At 52.2% G+C, this 15,641-nt stretch carries 12 protein-coding genes; all 12 read right to left on the bottom strand.

Features of this window, described 5'->3' with window-relative positions; genetic code table 11:
* Positions 1-17 precede the first annotated feature (17 nt).
* Complete coding sequence (gene araA / locus I2H39_RS22690; RefSeq protein ID WP_138310945.1) at positions 18-1,514, bottom strand: L-arabinose isomerase; 1,497 nt, start codon at positions 1,512-1,514, stop codon at positions 18-20.
* 24 nt (positions 1,515-1,538) lie between these two features.
* Positions 1,539-1,823: a hypothetical protein gene (locus I2H39_RS22685; RefSeq protein ID WP_138310944.1), complete on the bottom strand. Its 285-nt coding sequence runs from the start codon at positions 1,821-1,823 to the stop codon at positions 1,539-1,541.
* The gene (locus I2H39_RS22680) at positions 1,823-2,929 is read right to left on the bottom strand and encodes a GntR family transcriptional regulator (protein WP_138310943.1); all 1,107 of its coding nucleotides are present in this window, start codon (positions 2,927-2,929) and stop codon (positions 1,823-1,825) included. Before I2H39_RS22680 ends, I2H39_RS22685 begins: the two co-directional genes overlap by 1 nt.
* A 9-nt stretch (positions 2,930-2,938) precedes the next feature.
* Entirely contained in the window at positions 2,939-4,108 is a 1,170-nt protein-coding gene (gene mmsB / locus I2H39_RS22675; RefSeq protein ID WP_138310942.1) for a multiple monosaccharide ABC transporter permease, read from the bottom strand.
* A 2-nt stretch (positions 4,109-4,110) separates the two neighbouring features.
* Complete coding sequence (mmsA, locus tag I2H39_RS22670) at positions 4,111-5,658, bottom strand: multiple monosaccharide ABC transporter ATP-binding protein (RefSeq protein WP_195627592.1); 1,548 nt, start codon at positions 5,656-5,658, stop codon at positions 4,111-4,113.
* An 80-nt stretch (positions 5,659-5,738) separates the two neighbouring features.
* Positions 5,739-6,917 (bottom strand): multiple monosaccharide ABC transporter substrate-binding protein, encoded by a 1,179-nt coding sequence (gene chvE / locus I2H39_RS22665; protein WP_138310940.1) that lies wholly within the window; start codon positions 6,915-6,917, stop codon positions 5,739-5,741.
* Positions 6,918-7,343: 426 nt separating this feature from the next.
* The gene (locus I2H39_RS22660; protein WP_195627591.1) at positions 7,344-8,369 is read right to left on the bottom strand and encodes a sugar ABC transporter permease YjfF; all 1,026 of its coding nucleotides are present in this window, start codon (positions 8,367-8,369) and stop codon (positions 7,344-7,346) included.
* Positions 8,369-9,421, bottom strand: coding sequence for an ABC transporter permease (locus I2H39_RS22655; protein WP_138310938.1), 1,053 nt, complete (start codon positions 9,419-9,421; stop codon positions 8,369-8,371). The genes I2H39_RS22660 and I2H39_RS22655 overlap by 1 nt, the downstream gene beginning before the upstream one ends.
* Entirely contained in the window at positions 9,421-10,935 is a 1,515-nt protein-coding gene (locus tag I2H39_RS22650) for a sugar ABC transporter ATP-binding protein (RefSeq protein WP_195627590.1), read from the bottom strand. Before I2H39_RS22650 ends, I2H39_RS22655 begins: the two co-directional genes overlap by 1 nt.
* 142 nt (positions 10,936-11,077) lie before the next feature.
* On the bottom strand, positions 11,078-12,175 hold the full coding sequence (locus I2H39_RS22645; RefSeq protein ID WP_195627589.1) for an ABC transporter substrate-binding protein: 1,098 nt from the start codon (positions 12,173-12,175) through the stop codon (positions 11,078-11,080).
* 171 nt (positions 12,176-12,346) lie between these two features.
* Entirely contained in the window at positions 12,347-13,927 is a 1,581-nt protein-coding gene (locus tag I2H39_RS22640; protein ID WP_195627588.1) for a sensor histidine kinase, read from the bottom strand.
* The gene (locus I2H39_RS22635; protein ID WP_195627587.1) at positions 13,924-15,552 is read right to left on the bottom strand and encodes a response regulator transcription factor; all 1,629 of its coding nucleotides are present in this window, start codon (positions 15,550-15,552) and stop codon (positions 13,924-13,926) included. Before I2H39_RS22635 ends, I2H39_RS22640 begins: the two co-directional genes overlap by 4 nt.
* Between the last annotated feature and the right edge of the window lie 89 nt (positions 15,553-15,641).

The raw sequence follows: 15,641 nt of genomic DNA, 5'->3' as shown, positions 1-15,641 counted from the left end.
ATATCCTGTTCCTAATCCTACCTGTAAGCAGCCGCGTTCCAGCGAAGCTCGTTCTTAAGCCCGCGGATGCTGGTATCCTTGTCAATATAGACTGTCTCTATGCCCATGGCGTCCGCCCAGTCTCCCATCTGCTCTGCCGTCAGGTCATAGGAGAATGCGGTGTGGTGCGCGCCGCCTGCCAGAATCCACGCCTCTGCCCCGGTTGCCAGATTGGGTTCCGGTGTCCAGAATGCAGTTGCCACAGGAAGCTTAGGCATGGGCTTTTCTGTTTTCCTGCACTCCACATCGTTGATAATCAGACGGAATCTTGTGCCCAGGTCCACTAAGGATGTGGCGATTCCATGGCCTGTCTTGGATGTGAATACCAGCCTGGCCGGGTCTTCCCTGTCGCCCATGGACAGCGGGCATGCCTTGATGCTGATTTCCCCGTCTGCAATGGTGGGGCACACCTCCAGCATGTGGGCTTCCAGGATTCCCTCCCTGCCCGGCACCAGGTTATATGTATAATCTTCCATAAACGAGGTTCCTTTGGCATCCTTCACGCCCTGGGTCATGATTTTCATCAGTCTTACCATGGCTGCCGTCTTCCAGTCTCCCTCTGCCCCGAATCCGTATCCCTTTTCCATGAGGCGCTGGATAGCCAGGCCGGGCAGCTGCTGCAGCTCTCCCAAATCCCCAAAATGGGTAACAATGGCGTGGTAATCCTTGTCCAGCAGGAACTTCTCAAGGCCAGCCTCAATCTGGGCCTGTACCGCCACATGGCGCTTAAACTCCTCCGGGTCCCTGCCCTCTGTCAGGATGGTGTACCTGCTGTAGTATTCGTCTACCAGGGCCGTAATATCTCCCTTGGGCACAGCCTTCACATACTCAGCCAGCTCATTGACCGGATAAGCGTCCACTTCCCAGCCAAATTTCATCTGGGCCTCCACCTTGTCTCCCTCGGTGACAGCCACATTCCTCATGTTGTCCGCGAATCTTGCCACCCGTACATGGCTGCTCTCCATGATGCCCACCGCGGTGCGCATCCAGCCGGCAATGCGGCCCACTACTTTTTCATCGCTCCAGTGTCCCACTATGACCTTTCTCTCAATGCCCATGCGGGTCACCATGTGGCCGTATTCCCTGTCCCCGTGAGCGGACTGGTTCTCATTCATGAAATCCATGTCAATGGTATCGTAGGGAATCTCCTGGTTAAACTGTGTATGGAAATGCATAAGAGGCTTTCTGTATTCCTGCAGTCCCAGAATCCAGGACTTGGCAGGGGAAAATGTATGCATCCAGGTGATAACGCCTGCGCACGCGTCATCCGCATTGGCCTCATTGAAGGTCCTGCGTATCAGCTCATTGGTAATCAGCGTGGGTTTCCACACCACCTCATAGGGCAGGATGCCTGATTTATTAAGACTGTCCACAATGATTCTGGAATGCTCCGCCACATGTGCCAGACACTCATCTCCGTAGAGGTCCTGTGAACCTGTACAGAACCAGAACTTATAATTCTTTACTGCTATCATATCTCTCATCCTCCTTAAATGCTGCTAAATATCATCCGTCTGCTCTTCCTCGTCATCATCCGGAATCTCGCCGTATTTAACATACTCGCCTTTTATGAATTTCTTAAGGGACCAGCCGGCCAGGAATGCGCCTGCTATGCCAAAGAATACCGCACAGCCAATCTGTACCATCCTGCCTCCGCCGGCAGGCTTCAAATACTCCTGCAGCAGACCAAAGGCCAGGTATACCAGGTAGCCTCCTGCAGCCAGACGCAGTATTACGGTTATCTGAGCCGGTTTTTCGGCATTTTTGTCTTTCTTTGCACCCATTATAATTCCTCCTTATGGGGCCCCTCCAGGACCTTTACCGAATCCCGCTCAATGATATCCGAGTCAAACAGATAATTACCGTCAAAGTAGGGATTCTCAATCATACCTATCATGTTCTCTGCTGCTTTTCTGCCCAGCGCCTCCATGGGGTGGGGGAAGGAGGTCAGCTTCACGCCGGCCAGGGTTGCCAGGTCCGAGTTGTCAATGCTGACAATGGACAGCTGGTCCGGGATGGCAATTCCCCGCTTCTCGCAGAGCCCGGACAGCACGTATGCCACTTCATCGTTGTAGCATACCACGCCCGTGCAGCTTTCCAGCCTGCGGAACAGATAATCCGACCACTGGTCCAGGTCCAGGAAATCTTCCGTGTCCAGCCATACCACATTGGCATCCTTAACCTTGATGCCTGCCTCCAGCATACCGGACAGGAACCCCTTGTACCTCAAATGGCCCTGTCCGTCGTCGCTTTTAAACACGCCTCCGATGCTCCTGTGGCCGTTCTTAATCAGATATTCCACTGCCTTTTTTCCCACCTGCTCATCGTTCATGGACACGCATGGCAGCTCCAGCTCCGGGTACCGGCTGTTAAAGAACAGAATCGGAATCCCCCGTTCCTTGAGTTCCTGGTAGTAATGCAGGTTTGGATTGGGAAGAGCGCTTTTGGCCGGCTCCACAATCAGTCCGTCTATGATGTCTTTATCAATAAGATTATTCAGTATGTCCTGTTCCCTGCTCACCCGGTTGCCGGTAAAGGCAATCTGGGTGGTATAACCTTTTCTGGAGAGCACTCTCTCGATTCCTCTCACCACAGGAGGGAAAATATAGCTGTCCACATAGGTACTGATTACAGCGATGTTCATGTAACGTTCCTGGCGTTCCGCCTTGCCGTTGCCGCCCACATAGGTACCGCTGCCCCGAACCCTTAATACCAGCTTCTGCTGCTCCAGGATATCCACGGCATGGCGTACCGTCTGGCGGCTCAGCCCGAAACGCTCGCTGAGTTCATTCTCCGAAGGCAGCTTTTCGCCTACCTTCAAAGCTCCGCTGTTAATGTTGTCCAACACCCAGTTATAAACTGCTCTATATTTCAGCTCCTGTGTACTCATAATCAAAACCTATCCTTTTTTCCTCTTTGATAATAAGTCTACCGTAACAGCGCCTAAAAGTACAGCGCCTTTTACGATTTTCTGGATGTCGGTGGACCATCCGTAGAGGGACATACCGTTGTTCAGGATACCCATAATGAAAGCACCTACTACGGCTCCGATAATAGTACCGATACCGCCGCTGGTAGCTGCGCCGCCGATGTAGCAGGAGGCAATGGCATCCATCTCGAAACCGTCGCCGGCCTTGGGGGTTGCGGACGCATTACGTGCGGAAAGCACAATACCTGCAATGGCGCTCAGGATACCCATGTTGGTGTAAACCCAGAAGAATACCTTCTCTGTGTTGATACCGGAAAGCTTTGCCGCCTTGGCATTGCCGCCCAGGGCGTAAATCTGGCGTCCTGCAACGGTCTTGCTGGTGATGAAATGATACAGGCCCACCAGTACGCCCATGATAACCAATACAAAGGGGATGCCGTTGTAGCGTGACAGCTTGTAGAAGAAGAACCATACAATCATCAGTATGACAGCTTCCTTTACAATGGTCTGCCATAACGGATTGGTTGGAAAACCGTATTTCTTCTTGGTGTTGAGGCTCTTAAGCTCCGCCATGACCACCAGCACCGTGGCTACGCCTGCCACAATAATGGAAATCAGGTCCAGAGTGCCGTTTCCAAAGGGAATCTTCATGGTGGGCAGGAAGCCTGCGCCGATATAGGTATAATTGGTGGGAAGAGGTCCCTTTGTCTGCGCCTTTAACAGGGTGTATGTAAGTCCGCGTCCCATAAGCATGGTTGCCAGGGTCACGATGAAAGGCGGGATGCTCAGCTTGGATACGAACAGGCCTACGAACATACCGGCCAGGGCGCCTACTGCCAGGGCAGCCAGGATAGCCACCCACATGTTGGTGTGGTAGTCAATCATCAGGATACCCACGGTTGCGCCGCACAGGGCCACGATGGAGCCGACGCCCAGGTCAATGTTGCCGGTCAGACAGCATAACAGCATACCGACTGCCAGGATAACCACGTATCCGTTCTGCATGATTAGGTTGTTGATGTTGGCCGGCGACATGTTCTTTCCGCCGGTCATGACTGCGAAAATCAAGAACACTGCGATTAAAGCAAGCACCATGCCATACTGCTTCATATCAATATTAACTGTTTTCTTCTTATCCATCTCTACGCTTCCTTTCCATTATCCGCCATAATACACTTCATGATTCGTTCCTGGGTGACCTCTTCCCTGGTCAGTTCTCCTGCAATCCGTCCCTCGTTGATAACGTATACGCGGTCACAGGTACCGATTACCTCCTGCATCTCAGAGGAGATGACGATTACTGCCTTGCCCGCCTTTGCCAGGTCATTGATAACGCAGTAAATCTCATACTTGGCGCCTACGTCGATACCTCTGGTAGGCTCATCCAGAATCAGCACATCCGGCTGTGTCAGCATCCACTTGGCAAGAACCACCTTCTGCTGGTTGCCGCCTGAAAGGGAGCCCACGGTCTGGTTAATGGAATTAGACTTGATGTTGATTTTCTTCTTGTAATCCTCTGCAGCCAGAATTTCATCATTTTCATTGAGAACGCCGTTTTTGGAAAAGAAATTCCGCATGGCGGACAGGGTCATGTTCCACTTGATATCCTTGATAAGAACAAGTCCGTAATTCTTCCTGTCCTCGGACACGTACGCCAGCTTATTGTTGATGGCGTCCTTAACATCCTTAATATGTATTTCTCTTCCGTTTATCTTAATGGTGCCGCTGATTTTCTGTCCGTAGGACCTGCCGAATACGCTCATGGCCAGTTCGGTACGGCCCGCGCCCATCAGTCCTGCCAGGCCAACTACCTCGCCTTTGCGCACATGAAGGGAAACGTCCTTGATAATCTGTCTCTGGGCATCGTCGGGATGGTACACATTCCAGTTTTTTATCTCGAAAATCGTATCACCAATTTCACAGTGCCGTTCCGGGTAACGGTTGGTCAGCTCACGGCCCACCATGCCTTTGATGATGCGGTCTTCCGTAAAATCATCCCTGCCCTTCTCCAGAGTCTCAATGGTCTTTCCATCCCGGATAACCGTAATGGAATCTGCCACGTAACTGATTTCGTTCAGCTTATGGGAAATGATGATACTGGTGATTCCATGTGATTTGAGGTCCAGCATGATGTCCAGAAGCCGGCGGCTCTCCTCATCGTTGAGTGCGGCCGTTGGCTCATCCAGAATCAGCAGCTCCACCTTCTTGGCCATGGCCTTGGCAATCTCAATCAGCTGCTGCTTTCCAACGCCCAGGCTGCTGATGGGCGCATTCAGGTTTTCTCCGCCCAGTCCAACCTTTTCAAGCATTTCCTGGGCCTTTTTATGGGTCAGGGTCCAGTCGATGATTCCCTTGGCCGCCTTCTGCTCATTTCCCAGGAACACGTTCTCAGCCACCGACATGTATGGGCTTAAGGCCAGCTCCTGGTGAATGATAACAATGCCCTTGGCCTCAGACTGCTTGATGCTGTGGAACTGACACACATTGCCGTTATACACGATATCCCCGCTGTATGAACCAAAGGGGTAAACGCCGGACAGCACATTCATCAGGGTGGACTTTCCAGCCCCGTTCTCACCGCACAGCGCATGAATCTCACCGCGTTTTACCTTGATATTGACATCGTCCAAGGCTTTCACGCCCGAGAATTCCTTCGTGATGTGGTTCATCTCCAAAATATAATCGGACATCTTTTCAACTCCTTTTCTTGAAAGATACTCTGTAAAAGCGCAATCGGACGGCGGCACCCATGCCGCCGCCCGAATCATCTTTACTGTGCCAGCTGCTCCTCTGTGTAGTAGCCGCCGTCCACGATAATTTCCTTATAGTTGTCCTTGTCTACTGCCACCGGTGTGCACAGGTAAGCAGGAACCACAACCTTGCCGTTGTTGTACTGTTCGGTATCGTTGATTTCAGGCTCAGCGCCTTCCAGAACAGCCTGTACCATGGTTACGCACTTCTCAGCCAGAAGACGTGTATCTTTGTAGATGGTTGCTGTCTGGTAACCGGAAATGATGTTCTTAACTGCCATCAGCTCTGCATCCTGTCCTGTAATCAGAGGCCAGTCCTCGCCAACCTTGTAGCCGGCGCCTTCCAGCGCTGCCTTACAGCCGTATGCGAAACCGTCAAATGCGCTTGCGCAGATGTCCAGCTTCTCGTCTGCATAGAATCCGGTCAGATAGTTCTCACAGTTCTGCTGGGCTGTTTCCTGGGACCATCTCAGGATACATGTATCCTCGAAGGATGTACGTCCGGACTTGCATACCAGTGTTCCGTCATCCAGGTATGGCTGAAGGACTTCCATCAGTCCGTTGTACAGGAACAGCGCGTTGTTGTCATCCGGTGAGCCCATAAAGAACTCGATGGTGTAGGACTCTCCGGCTGCCTTGGCTGCATCTAAGTCCTTGGCTTCCTTTATGTAGTTGCCGATTGCGGTACCAACGCCCTTGTTGTCAAAGGTTGCATAGTAGGAAACCGCGTCGGTGTCCATCAGAAGACGGTCATAAGCAATGATTGGGATGCCTGCGCTCTTGGCCTGCTCCTCAACGTTTACAAGTGCGGAGGAATCGATGGATGCGATTACCAGGCAGTTGACGCCGGATGCAATCATGTTCTCAATCTGGGAAACCTGCATCTGTACATCATCCTCTGCATACTGAAGGTCTACTTCGTATCCAAGGGCTTCCAGCTGCTTCTTCATGTTGGCGCCATCGTTAATCCAGCGCTCGGATGACTGTGTCGGCATGGCCACGCCTACCTTCTGGCCCTCGCCGGTTGCTGCCTTGGCTGCCTCGGTAGCCGCATCAGCTGCTGCGGTGGAATCTGCCGCTGCCGCGGTGGTGTCCCCTGCCGCTGTGGTTACTGATGTCTGCTGTGAGCCGCCGCATCCTGTTAACAGTGAAGCCGCGATTGCCGTCCCCAGAATCATGCTTAAAATTTTTCGTTTCATATGTTACCTCCCATGGTTTAATTTATACATACAACTTGCATACATGTTTGCAAGCTTGTACTTTCGTTAATTCAGCTAAGCCTTGTCCTGTTTCATCCGGTCATTTTGGATTAATTTGCAGTTTCGCAGTTTTTATCCAGTTTGTGTTGTGGGTTTCGTCAATTTTTCTTACGTTTTTCTTTAAATACACTATACATTTTTGTTCTTCATTTGTCAATAGGTATTTATTACTTTTTTATATTTTTTATTCTTGTACGTACAACTTATGCAACATTTTACCCATTTTCGACCAGAAACCTTCTTTTTCCCATGTGAATATATCCGAAATACCAACCCCCAATGCAAAAAAATGCCAGCAAGCCGACGGCCCGCTTGCTGGCACGATGATTTGTTACATTCAATGATTTGTTACATTTTCAGCCGTCATTACTTATTCTTTCTCTTCAGGGCTGCTATCAGGCTCTGAAGTACGATAAAGAAGCACAGAAGGGCTGCAATGGTGATTCTCACCCACCAGGAGGACAGCGTACCCTGGAAGGTGATGAAGGATTCAATGGTGCCCTTAATCAGAACGCCGAAAAGGCTTCCGATGACATTTCCCACGCCGCCTGTCAGAAGGGTTCCGCCGATAACGGAGGAAGCGATGGCGTCCATCTCAAATCCTTTGGCCTGCTCCACGAAGCCGGAGCATGTGTTCATGCAGAACAAAAGTCCGCCCAGCCCTGCCAGAAATCCGTCCAGCACATACGCCTGAAGCTTGATTCGCCTTACATTCAGGCCCAGCAGCAGGGCAGACTGCTCGTTTCCGCCGATGGCGTAAATAGAACGGCCGAACTTGGTATACTTAAGGACCACGAAAATAATGGCCAGAACCACAAGGGCAATGATAACGCTTGGGTATACGTAAGGGTAAATCATGACCCCCTTTTTATTCAGATAGCCGCCAAAGGGCAGGTACATCTTAAAGGTGGCAATACCGGTAAATGTCTTGTTGGTAATGCTAATCATCTCCTGGCTGATAATAGATGTCATGCCTCTCGCAAAAAACATGCCTGCCAGGGTCACGATAAAGGGCTGTATCTTAAGGTAAGACACCAGAAATCCCTGTACCAGACCAAATATGCACCCGGTAACCAGCACGATAAAGATGGCGGGAAATGCGCCGATGTTTCCCCTTTCCATCATCCAGGCCAGCATCATGCACACCATGGCCACCACGGAGCCAACGGAAATGTCGATGCCGCCTGTAATCATGACAATGGTCATGCCCGTTGCCACCACAATCAGGCCGGCGTTGGATATAAACAGGTTCAGGAAGTTCTGTACCTTTGCAAATCCCCTTCCGCCGAACATGATGATGCCCACTATGTACATCACAAAGAATAATATGATGGTGACAGCCAGCAGGAAGGAGTTGCCGTCCAGCTTTTTCTTTTCACTTCTGTTTTTCATTATGCCACTCCTCCTTCCACGTTTTTGGATGTGTGCCTGGCAGCCAGACGCTTTCTGAACTTCTTAAGCTCATCCGACTGTACAGCTACAATCAGGATAACCACAATGGCCTTGTATACCGGAATCTGGTCCGCAGGCACGCTCATGGCATAGAGGGTTGTGGTCAGTGCCTGGATGGTATAGGCGCCAATTACAGAGCCCAGCAGGGAGAACCGGCCGCCGCCCAGGGAGTTGCCGCCTAAGGCCACTGCCGCAATGGCATCCAGCTCCATGTTGAGGCCAATGTTGTTGGCGTCCGCGGAATAGATACGGGAAGACGCCACCAGTCCGGCGATTCCCGCGCACAGTCCGCAGAATGCATAGGCCAGCCAGATAATTTTCACTGATTTAAGGCCCACCAGGCGGGACGCCCTCTCATTGATGCCCACGGACTGGATGTACATGCCCATGGCTGTTTTCTTCAGCAGCACATAGGTGAGGACCACCACAATTACAGCCACAAAGATGGGGGTGGGAATGGGTATTCCCGGTATGTTGTTGCCCAGCAGCTTATATCCGTCCACGCGGATGTAGGTAATCTGACCGTTTGTCACCAGCTGGGAGATGCCCCTGCCTGCGGTAAACAGAATCAGGGTTGCCACCATGGGCTGTATCTTAAGCTTGGCAACCAGCAGCCCGTTAAAGCCGCCGCACACCACCGCCACTGCCAGGGCCGCCAGCACGGCCAGGATGTAGGGATTGGCATATTCATTGACAGACACCTCGCCGCCTGCCAGGACCCTGGTGCACACTGCGGCAGCCACCGCCATGACAGCGCCCACGGAAATATCGGTTCCGGCGGAGGCGGACACCACCAGAGTCATGCCCACGGCCAGCACCACCAGCTCGCTGGCCCGGTTGATGACATCGATGATATACCCGTAGAGGACGCCGTTATTGATGGTTATTCTAAAAAACGTGGGTGTGGTAATCAGATTGATTAACAGTACTATGATAAGACAGGACAGCGGGAGAAACAGCCTGTAACCTGTCAGCTTTTTAAGTTTTCCCATTATTCTTCCCCTCCTCCCGCAATTGCTTTCATGATGGAATCCTGGCTCAGCTCGGTTTCCTTAAGTTCTCCCACCTTCTCGCCGTCACGCATGACCGCCATGCGGCTGCAGGTGCGCAGCATCTCCTCAATCTCCGATGAAATAAACACCACGGACATGCCGTCCTCTGCAAGCTTCAGCACCAGCTTCTGAATCTCTGTCTTGGTACCGATATCGATTCCCCTTGTGGGCTCATCCAGTATCAGGAAATCCGGATTAGTCAGCAGCCAGCGCCCCAGAATCACCTTCTGCTGGTTGCCGCCGGAGAGCTGTTTGATGGGAGTTTCCCTGTCCGCTGTTTTGATTTGAAGGATGTCGATGTATTTGTCCGTGAATTCCTCCTGTTCCTTCCTGCTCATAAGCTTGAACATGCCCTTCTTGGCCTGGAGGGCAATGATGATGTTCTCCCTCACGGACAGGTCTGCGATGATGCCCTCCTCCTTACGGTTTTCAGGCAGGTAAGCCATGCCTTCCATCATGGCGTCAATGGGCGCATTGACCTTTAGCTTCTTTCCCTTTACCTCCAGCTCGCCGCTGTCCGGCTTATCGGCGCCGTATATGGCGCGGACCAGCTCAGAACGGCCTGAGCCCAGAAGCCCTGTAAGGCCGATGACCTCGCCTTTATGGATATCCAGGCTGAAGGGTTTGATGGTACCCTTGTGCCCCAGCCCTTTGGCGCTTATGATGACATCCTCCTTGACCGTGGACACGCCTTCCTTCTTGATGGCTGCCAAATCATCGAAATCCTTGCCCATCATCCTGGCCACCAGCTGCACCCTCGGCAGCTCCTCCACCTTAAATTCCCCTACCAGGGCGCCGTTTCTGAGAACCGTAATCCGGTCGCAGACAGCATATACCTGCTCCAGGAAGTGGGTAACGAAAATGATTCCGATTCCCTTGGCCTTAAGCTGCCGCATCAGCACAAACAGCTTCTCCACCTCACCGTCGTCCAGGGAGGATGTGGGCTCATCCAGAATCAAAACCTTGGCCGACATATCCACCGCCCTGGCAATGGCAATCATCTGCTGTATGGCCAGGGAATAGTTCTCCACCGCCATGGTCACGTCAATGCGGATGTCCAGGCCTTCCAGCAGTTTTCTGGCATTTTCCTTCATGGACCTCCAGTCTATCATGGGCCCCTTTTTCGGTTCCCTGCCAATGTAGAGATTCTCAGCCACGGACAGGTTGGGGCACAGGTTCACCTCCTGGTAAACCGTGCTGATGCCATTCTCCTGCGCTTCCTGGGGCGACCGGTTGACGATGGTATCGGATGAACCTTCCATTCGGATTGTACCGGTCTCAAACTCCTCCACGCCGGTCAGCACCTTGATTAATGTAGACTTCCCGGCACCATTCTCACCCATAAGGGCGTGGATTTCGCCTTTTCTTAAAGTAAAATCCACATCCTGCAGTGCCTTTACTCCGGGGAAATTTTTGCTGATTCCCCGCATTTCCAAAACAACGTTCTGCTCCATGCGATTTCCGCCTTTCTACCGTAATTCGCCCCATTTCCAGGGCTCAGTTGCCAGAATACATCCAGTCCCGGGCTTGAAAAGTGGGGAGAGCCGTGCAACGACTCTCCCCACCGCCTTTCCTGAACTGTAACGAAAATGTTGATTAATAAGCGCGCTCAGCCTTGATGGATTCCAAATCCATGGATGTATCGAAGTAAGCCTCGTCTACATACTGAATCTTCTCAACGTTCTCGCCCTTCTCCAGCTTCTTGATGATTTCATCTACACGCGGTCCGTGCAGCGGGTTGCACTCAAATGCTGCGTTTAAGTCGCCTGCTATCATAGCGTCAAATGCTGCCTTAACTGCGTCAAAGGAGAAGATGATGATGTCGCCGTCGGGTCCGCAGGTCTTGCCGGCCGCCTTGATTGCATCGATAGCGCCGAATGCCATGTTGTCATTCTCTGCAACTACCACATCAATGTTATCATAGGACTTAAGGAAGGACTCCATAACTTCCTGGCCCTTAGCCTGTGTGAATTCACCGGTCTGCATATCTAACATTTTCCAGTTGTCATGCTGCTTTAAGATGTTTCCGAAACCTTCTGTACGGCCAACCTGCGCGGATGCTCCGATGGTTCCCTGAAGGGTAACGATGTTGATGTCCTCGCCGTCCCTTCCCTGTGCCTTTAAGTAATCAGCCAGCCAGTTTCCTGCTGTCTCGCCTTCCTTGATGAAGTTGCCGCCTACCCAGCACTCATACAGGCTTTCATCCACGTCCATCTGACGGTCGGACAGGATAACCGGAATTCCTGCTTCCTGTGCTTCCTGGAGAACTGCTTCCCATCCGGTCTCAACCACGGGGGCAACTACTATGTAGTCAACATCCTGCTGGATAAAGCTTCTGATGGCCTTAATCTGGTTCTCCTGCTTCTGCTGTGCGTCGTCAAAAATCAGCTTGTAGCCGTTTTCTTCTGTAAAGGTTGACTTAAAGGACTCTGTATTAGCGGTTCTCCAGTCAGACTCAGCGCCAACCTGTGCATATCCCACTACAATCAAATCGCCGGATGCTGCTTCATCCTTTGCCTCTGCCTCTGTCTCAGCCTCTGACTTCTCAGGAGCTGCCGTTGTGTCGGCTGCGGCTGCGGTTGTCTCTGCTGCCGGAGCAGCTGTTGTCTCTGCAGGCTTGTTTCCGCCGCACCCTGCCAGCAGGGATGCTGCCATTGCTGCACATAACATAACGCTTAATCCTTTTTTCCTCATAATACGTAAACCTCCTTGATTTGTATTTTGTTTCCCCTTGTTGGTATAATCATAGCAGTTGTTAATAACAAAAACAACGGAATTTCTCCGTTGTTTTGTACACGATTTTTAGAATTTTCATAGTTTGTTCATACATTTGGGTGTTTTTTTACGATTATGGTGGGATATTTTTCAATTCTCCCCTTCCCCCATTATCTCCGGCCCGCTATCTCTGGCCTCCAGAGGAATGGTCACCACGGCCCTTGTGCCCCTGCCCAGGACGCTGTGAAATTCCAGGCTGCACCGGGAACCGTAGTTCAGCCGCAGGCGCTCCGCCACGTTAAACAGTCCGAAACCGCCCTTGGGAGCCGGTCCTTCCCGTAAAGGCCGGTCTTTTTCCCCTCTGAGCTTTCGCCTTACGGCCTCCATCTCCTCCTGTGTCATGCCGGCGCCGTCGTCCTCCACCTCCAGCACGGCCATGTCCTCCCTGGCATACCCCCGGACCCAGATGTGTCCCTTCCCCCTCTTATTCTTGATGCCGTGATAGAGGGCATTCTCCACCAGCGGCTGCAGGGTAAGCTTCAGGATTCTGCACTCCTCCAGGTTTTTTTCCAGCGTGACCTCATAGTCCATTATATCCTGGTAGCGGATTTTCTGGATTTGGAGATAGCTTTCAATGTGGCCGATTTCCTCCCGCATGGTAATGAAATCCTTTCCGCCGCTGAGGGTTGTGCGGAAAAATTCCGACAGGGAGGTGACCATGTCCACCACGGCCCGGTTCTGTCCCCCCTCCGCCAGCCACACAATGGTATCCAGGGTGTTATAGAGGAAGTGGGGGTTAATCTGTTCCTGGAGAAGCTGCAGCTCCATGACGCGGCGCTGGTTCTGCTCCTGCCGTATGTCCTCTATGAGCCGTCCGATTTCTTCCTTCATATGGTCAAAGCTTCCCGTAAGGATTGCCAGCTCATCCCCCGCCTCAATCTTGGGCCCGGGAGTGAAATCTCCCTTTGCAACCCTCTCCGTCTCATTGCAGAGCTTCTGAATGGGCTCGGTGACGCTCTTGGTTATCCTGCGGCTGAGAATCAGGCTGATGAGAAGGATGGATACCAGCAGGGTCAGGCTGACCACTATGGCCGTGTGCTCCTGGCTCTCCAGCTCCTTCTGTATCTCCTGGACATGCAGAGTCTCGTAGTATACATACTCCCTGCCCTGCTTTTCTATGTCCGCTGTCAGCACCCGGACGCCGTAATCCAGGATTTCCATGTTCTTATCATACATACCGTGGGGCAGGTTGTCTTCTATCTCATCCACTCTCTGTTCCAGCTGGTCCAGGCAATGAAGCAGCCAGTTAATCCTGGTCCGGTTGGCGCCCTCCGGCGTCCGTTTTAACAGCTGCCGGTAGGTCTTCCTGGCATCGCTTACGACCTGATGGGGGTCCTTAATCTGCTCCCATCCATAGGGCCGTTCCTCTTCCATCAGGTCATGGATGGTCTGGTAGGTCCGCATGCCTATGACAATGCGGTACATGCTGTAATCCACATCCTCCCGCAGATTGGCCGTGACGCTGTTGGCCTGGGTAATGTTGGTGATGCTCTGGGTATAAGCATTGCAGAACTTGGCCACTGTGGCCATGAGATAGATGACCAGCACTGCCAGGGGTATGATGATGATGAATGTCATCAGATTCAGGCGCTTTTCCAGAGGCAGGCGCTCCAGGATGCGGTTTCCGTCCCACTCCTTCCTGCCGGCCCCGGTCCTCCATTTTCCTTTCATGAACCCTCCCTGCTTCCGGCCCTGTACTCCTTGGGCGTGCATCCCACGGTCTTTTTGAACAGATAGCCGAAATAGTGGGAATCCTTATATCCCACCTCGTACCCGATTTCAGAAGTTTTAAGGTTGGAGCACATCAAAAGCTCCTTTGCCTTATCCATGCGCACCCCGGTCAGATACTCCACAAAGGTCACCCCCATCTCCTGGCTGAAGATAGAGCTGAAATAGCTGGGGCTTATATTGACCCTGGCCGCCACTGTATTGAGGGATATCTCCTCCTTGGCGTAATTCTCATGGATAAACGCCTTAGCCTCGTCCAGGACCTGGCTGTACTTGCTGGCTGTCTGGCTGTCCCTTAAGGTCATGACCTCCTCAAAGAGCCGCACCAGCTTATCCTTCAGCATGTCCAGGGCACAATTGTCCTTAAGGACCTTTTCCATGTCCGACAGTTCCCGCGGAAGGCGCGCCATGTCCAGGCCCAGCTGCTCCAGGAAGGTGCTGACGCAGAGATAGCAGTCCATGACAATGTACTGGCGGAACATAAAGGACTGGCAGTTTTTTTCTCCCACATTCTGGAAATACTCCTCCACAAATCCGGCAGCCTCCCCAACGGTTCCCTGTTTCAGAAAATTCTCCAGAGTCTTCCGGTTCACCTTTGACGCATCCACGGAGTGGATATCAATGGCTTCCCCGGAGCCGTGGACCATGCCGTCCATCTGGCTGTAGCTGATAACCCGGTTCATTTCCATGAAAAACCTGGCTGCAAACGCCCGTCCCGCCTGCAGATAGGACATCTGCAAATCTCCCAGACGGTTTACGCAGCTTCCGATTCCTCCGAAATACTGTATGTCCTTATAGGCCCCGGCCAGTTCCCCCAGGCTGACGGCGCACTCACTCATCCTGCGCTCCACCTCCTGCTCAGACTCCCCTGTCAGTATGAAAGCCCAACCCTCGTCCCCGCGGTCAAATACCAGTATGTGTTCCCGGCCCTCCATCCGCTCCTCAATGGCCTCCTGGCAGCATACCACCCGGTCGGAATAGGCGACAGCAGAACCCATTGGCATGAGTTTAAACAGCATAAGCTGGTAAAAGGAGGCGGACAGCTCCATGCCCACCTGCGCGCCCCGTTCCAGGGCCTCTTTAAAATTGACCCGTCCTGTCACCAGGTCCCGCAGCAGGCGCTGGCGTTCCAGCACTGTATTCTCCGCCATCTCCAGTCGGTACTTGTCCATGAGGCGGGCGTCCTCCCTCTCCTTCTCAATTACATCCGCCACCTTCTTCACTGCCTCCAGAAGCTTGGCTGCTGTGATAGGCTTCAAAAGGTAGTCCGTCACCCCGATGTGTATGGCCTGCTTGGCGTAGTCAAATTCATTATACCCGCTGAGTATGATGATTTTGATTCTGGGAAATTCCTTTTTCACCAGTTCCGAGAGTTCCAGTCCATCCATAAAGGGCATACGGATATCCGTGATGAGAATGTCCGGCTGCGTCTTCCTGATAAGCGGATAGGCCAGTTCACCGTCACTGGCTTCCCCTGCGAATTCCAGCCCTTCTTTCTCCCATGGGATGTTGTTTTTAATGCCGTTCCGCATGACAATCTCATCTTCCACAAGAAAAACCTTTATCATAATCCAGTCCCCCCTCTTATGTATTTTTTTCCACACCTTCCAATTGCTGTCTTTCAGTATAAAATATAACACGTTCATTTTCAAGGTAA

Origin of the sequence: Clostridium sp. 1001283B150225_161107_B6 (assembly GCF_015556325.1) — a bacterium.
Lineage (GTDB): Bacteria > Bacillota > Clostridia > Lachnospirales > Lachnospiraceae > Enterocloster.
The sequence above is the reverse complement of the archived record's forward strand: the minus strand, read 5'-3'. Positions and strand labels throughout refer to the sequence as shown.

Coding starts and splice junctions, on each gene's coding strand:
- araA (WP_138310945.1), bottom strand. CDS start 1,514: ATGATAGCAGTAAAGAATTATAAGTTCTGGTTCTGTACAGGTTCACAG.
- I2H39_RS22685 (WP_138310944.1), bottom strand. CDS start 1,823: ATGGGTGCAAAGAAAGACAAAAATGCCGAAAAACCGGCTCAGATAACC.
- I2H39_RS22680 (WP_138310943.1), bottom strand. CDS start 2,929: ATGAGTACACAGGAGCTGAAATATAGAGCAGTTTATAACTGGGTGTTG.
- mmsB (WP_138310942.1), bottom strand. CDS start 4,108: ATGGATAAGAAGAAAACAGTTAATATTGATATGAAGCAGTATGGCATG.
- mmsA (WP_195627592.1), bottom strand. CDS start 5,658: ATGTCCGATTATATTTTGGAGATGAACCACATCACGAAGGAATTCTCG.
- chvE (WP_138310940.1), bottom strand. CDS start 6,917: ATGAAACGAAAAATTTTAAGCATGATTCTGGGGACGGCAATCGCGGCT.
- I2H39_RS22660 (WP_195627591.1), bottom strand. CDS start 8,369: ATGAAAAACAGAAGTGAAAAGAAAAAGCTGGACGGCAACTCCTTCCTG.
- I2H39_RS22655 (WP_138310938.1), bottom strand. CDS start 9,421: ATGGGAAAACTTAAAAAGCTGACAGGTTACAGGCTGTTTCTCCCGCTG.
- I2H39_RS22650 (WP_195627590.1), bottom strand. CDS start 10,935: ATGGAGCAGAACGTTGTTTTGGAAATGCGGGGAATCAGCAAAAATTTC.
- I2H39_RS22645 (WP_195627589.1), bottom strand. CDS start 12,175: ATGAGGAAAAAAGGATTAAGCGTTATGTTATGTGCAGCAATGGCAGCA.
- I2H39_RS22640 (WP_195627588.1), bottom strand. CDS start 13,927: ATGAAAGGAAAATGGAGGACCGGGGCCGGCAGGAAGGAGTGGGACGGA.
- I2H39_RS22635 (WP_195627587.1), bottom strand. CDS start 15,552: ATGATAAAGGTTTTTCTTGTGGAAGATGAGATTGTCATGCGGAACGGC.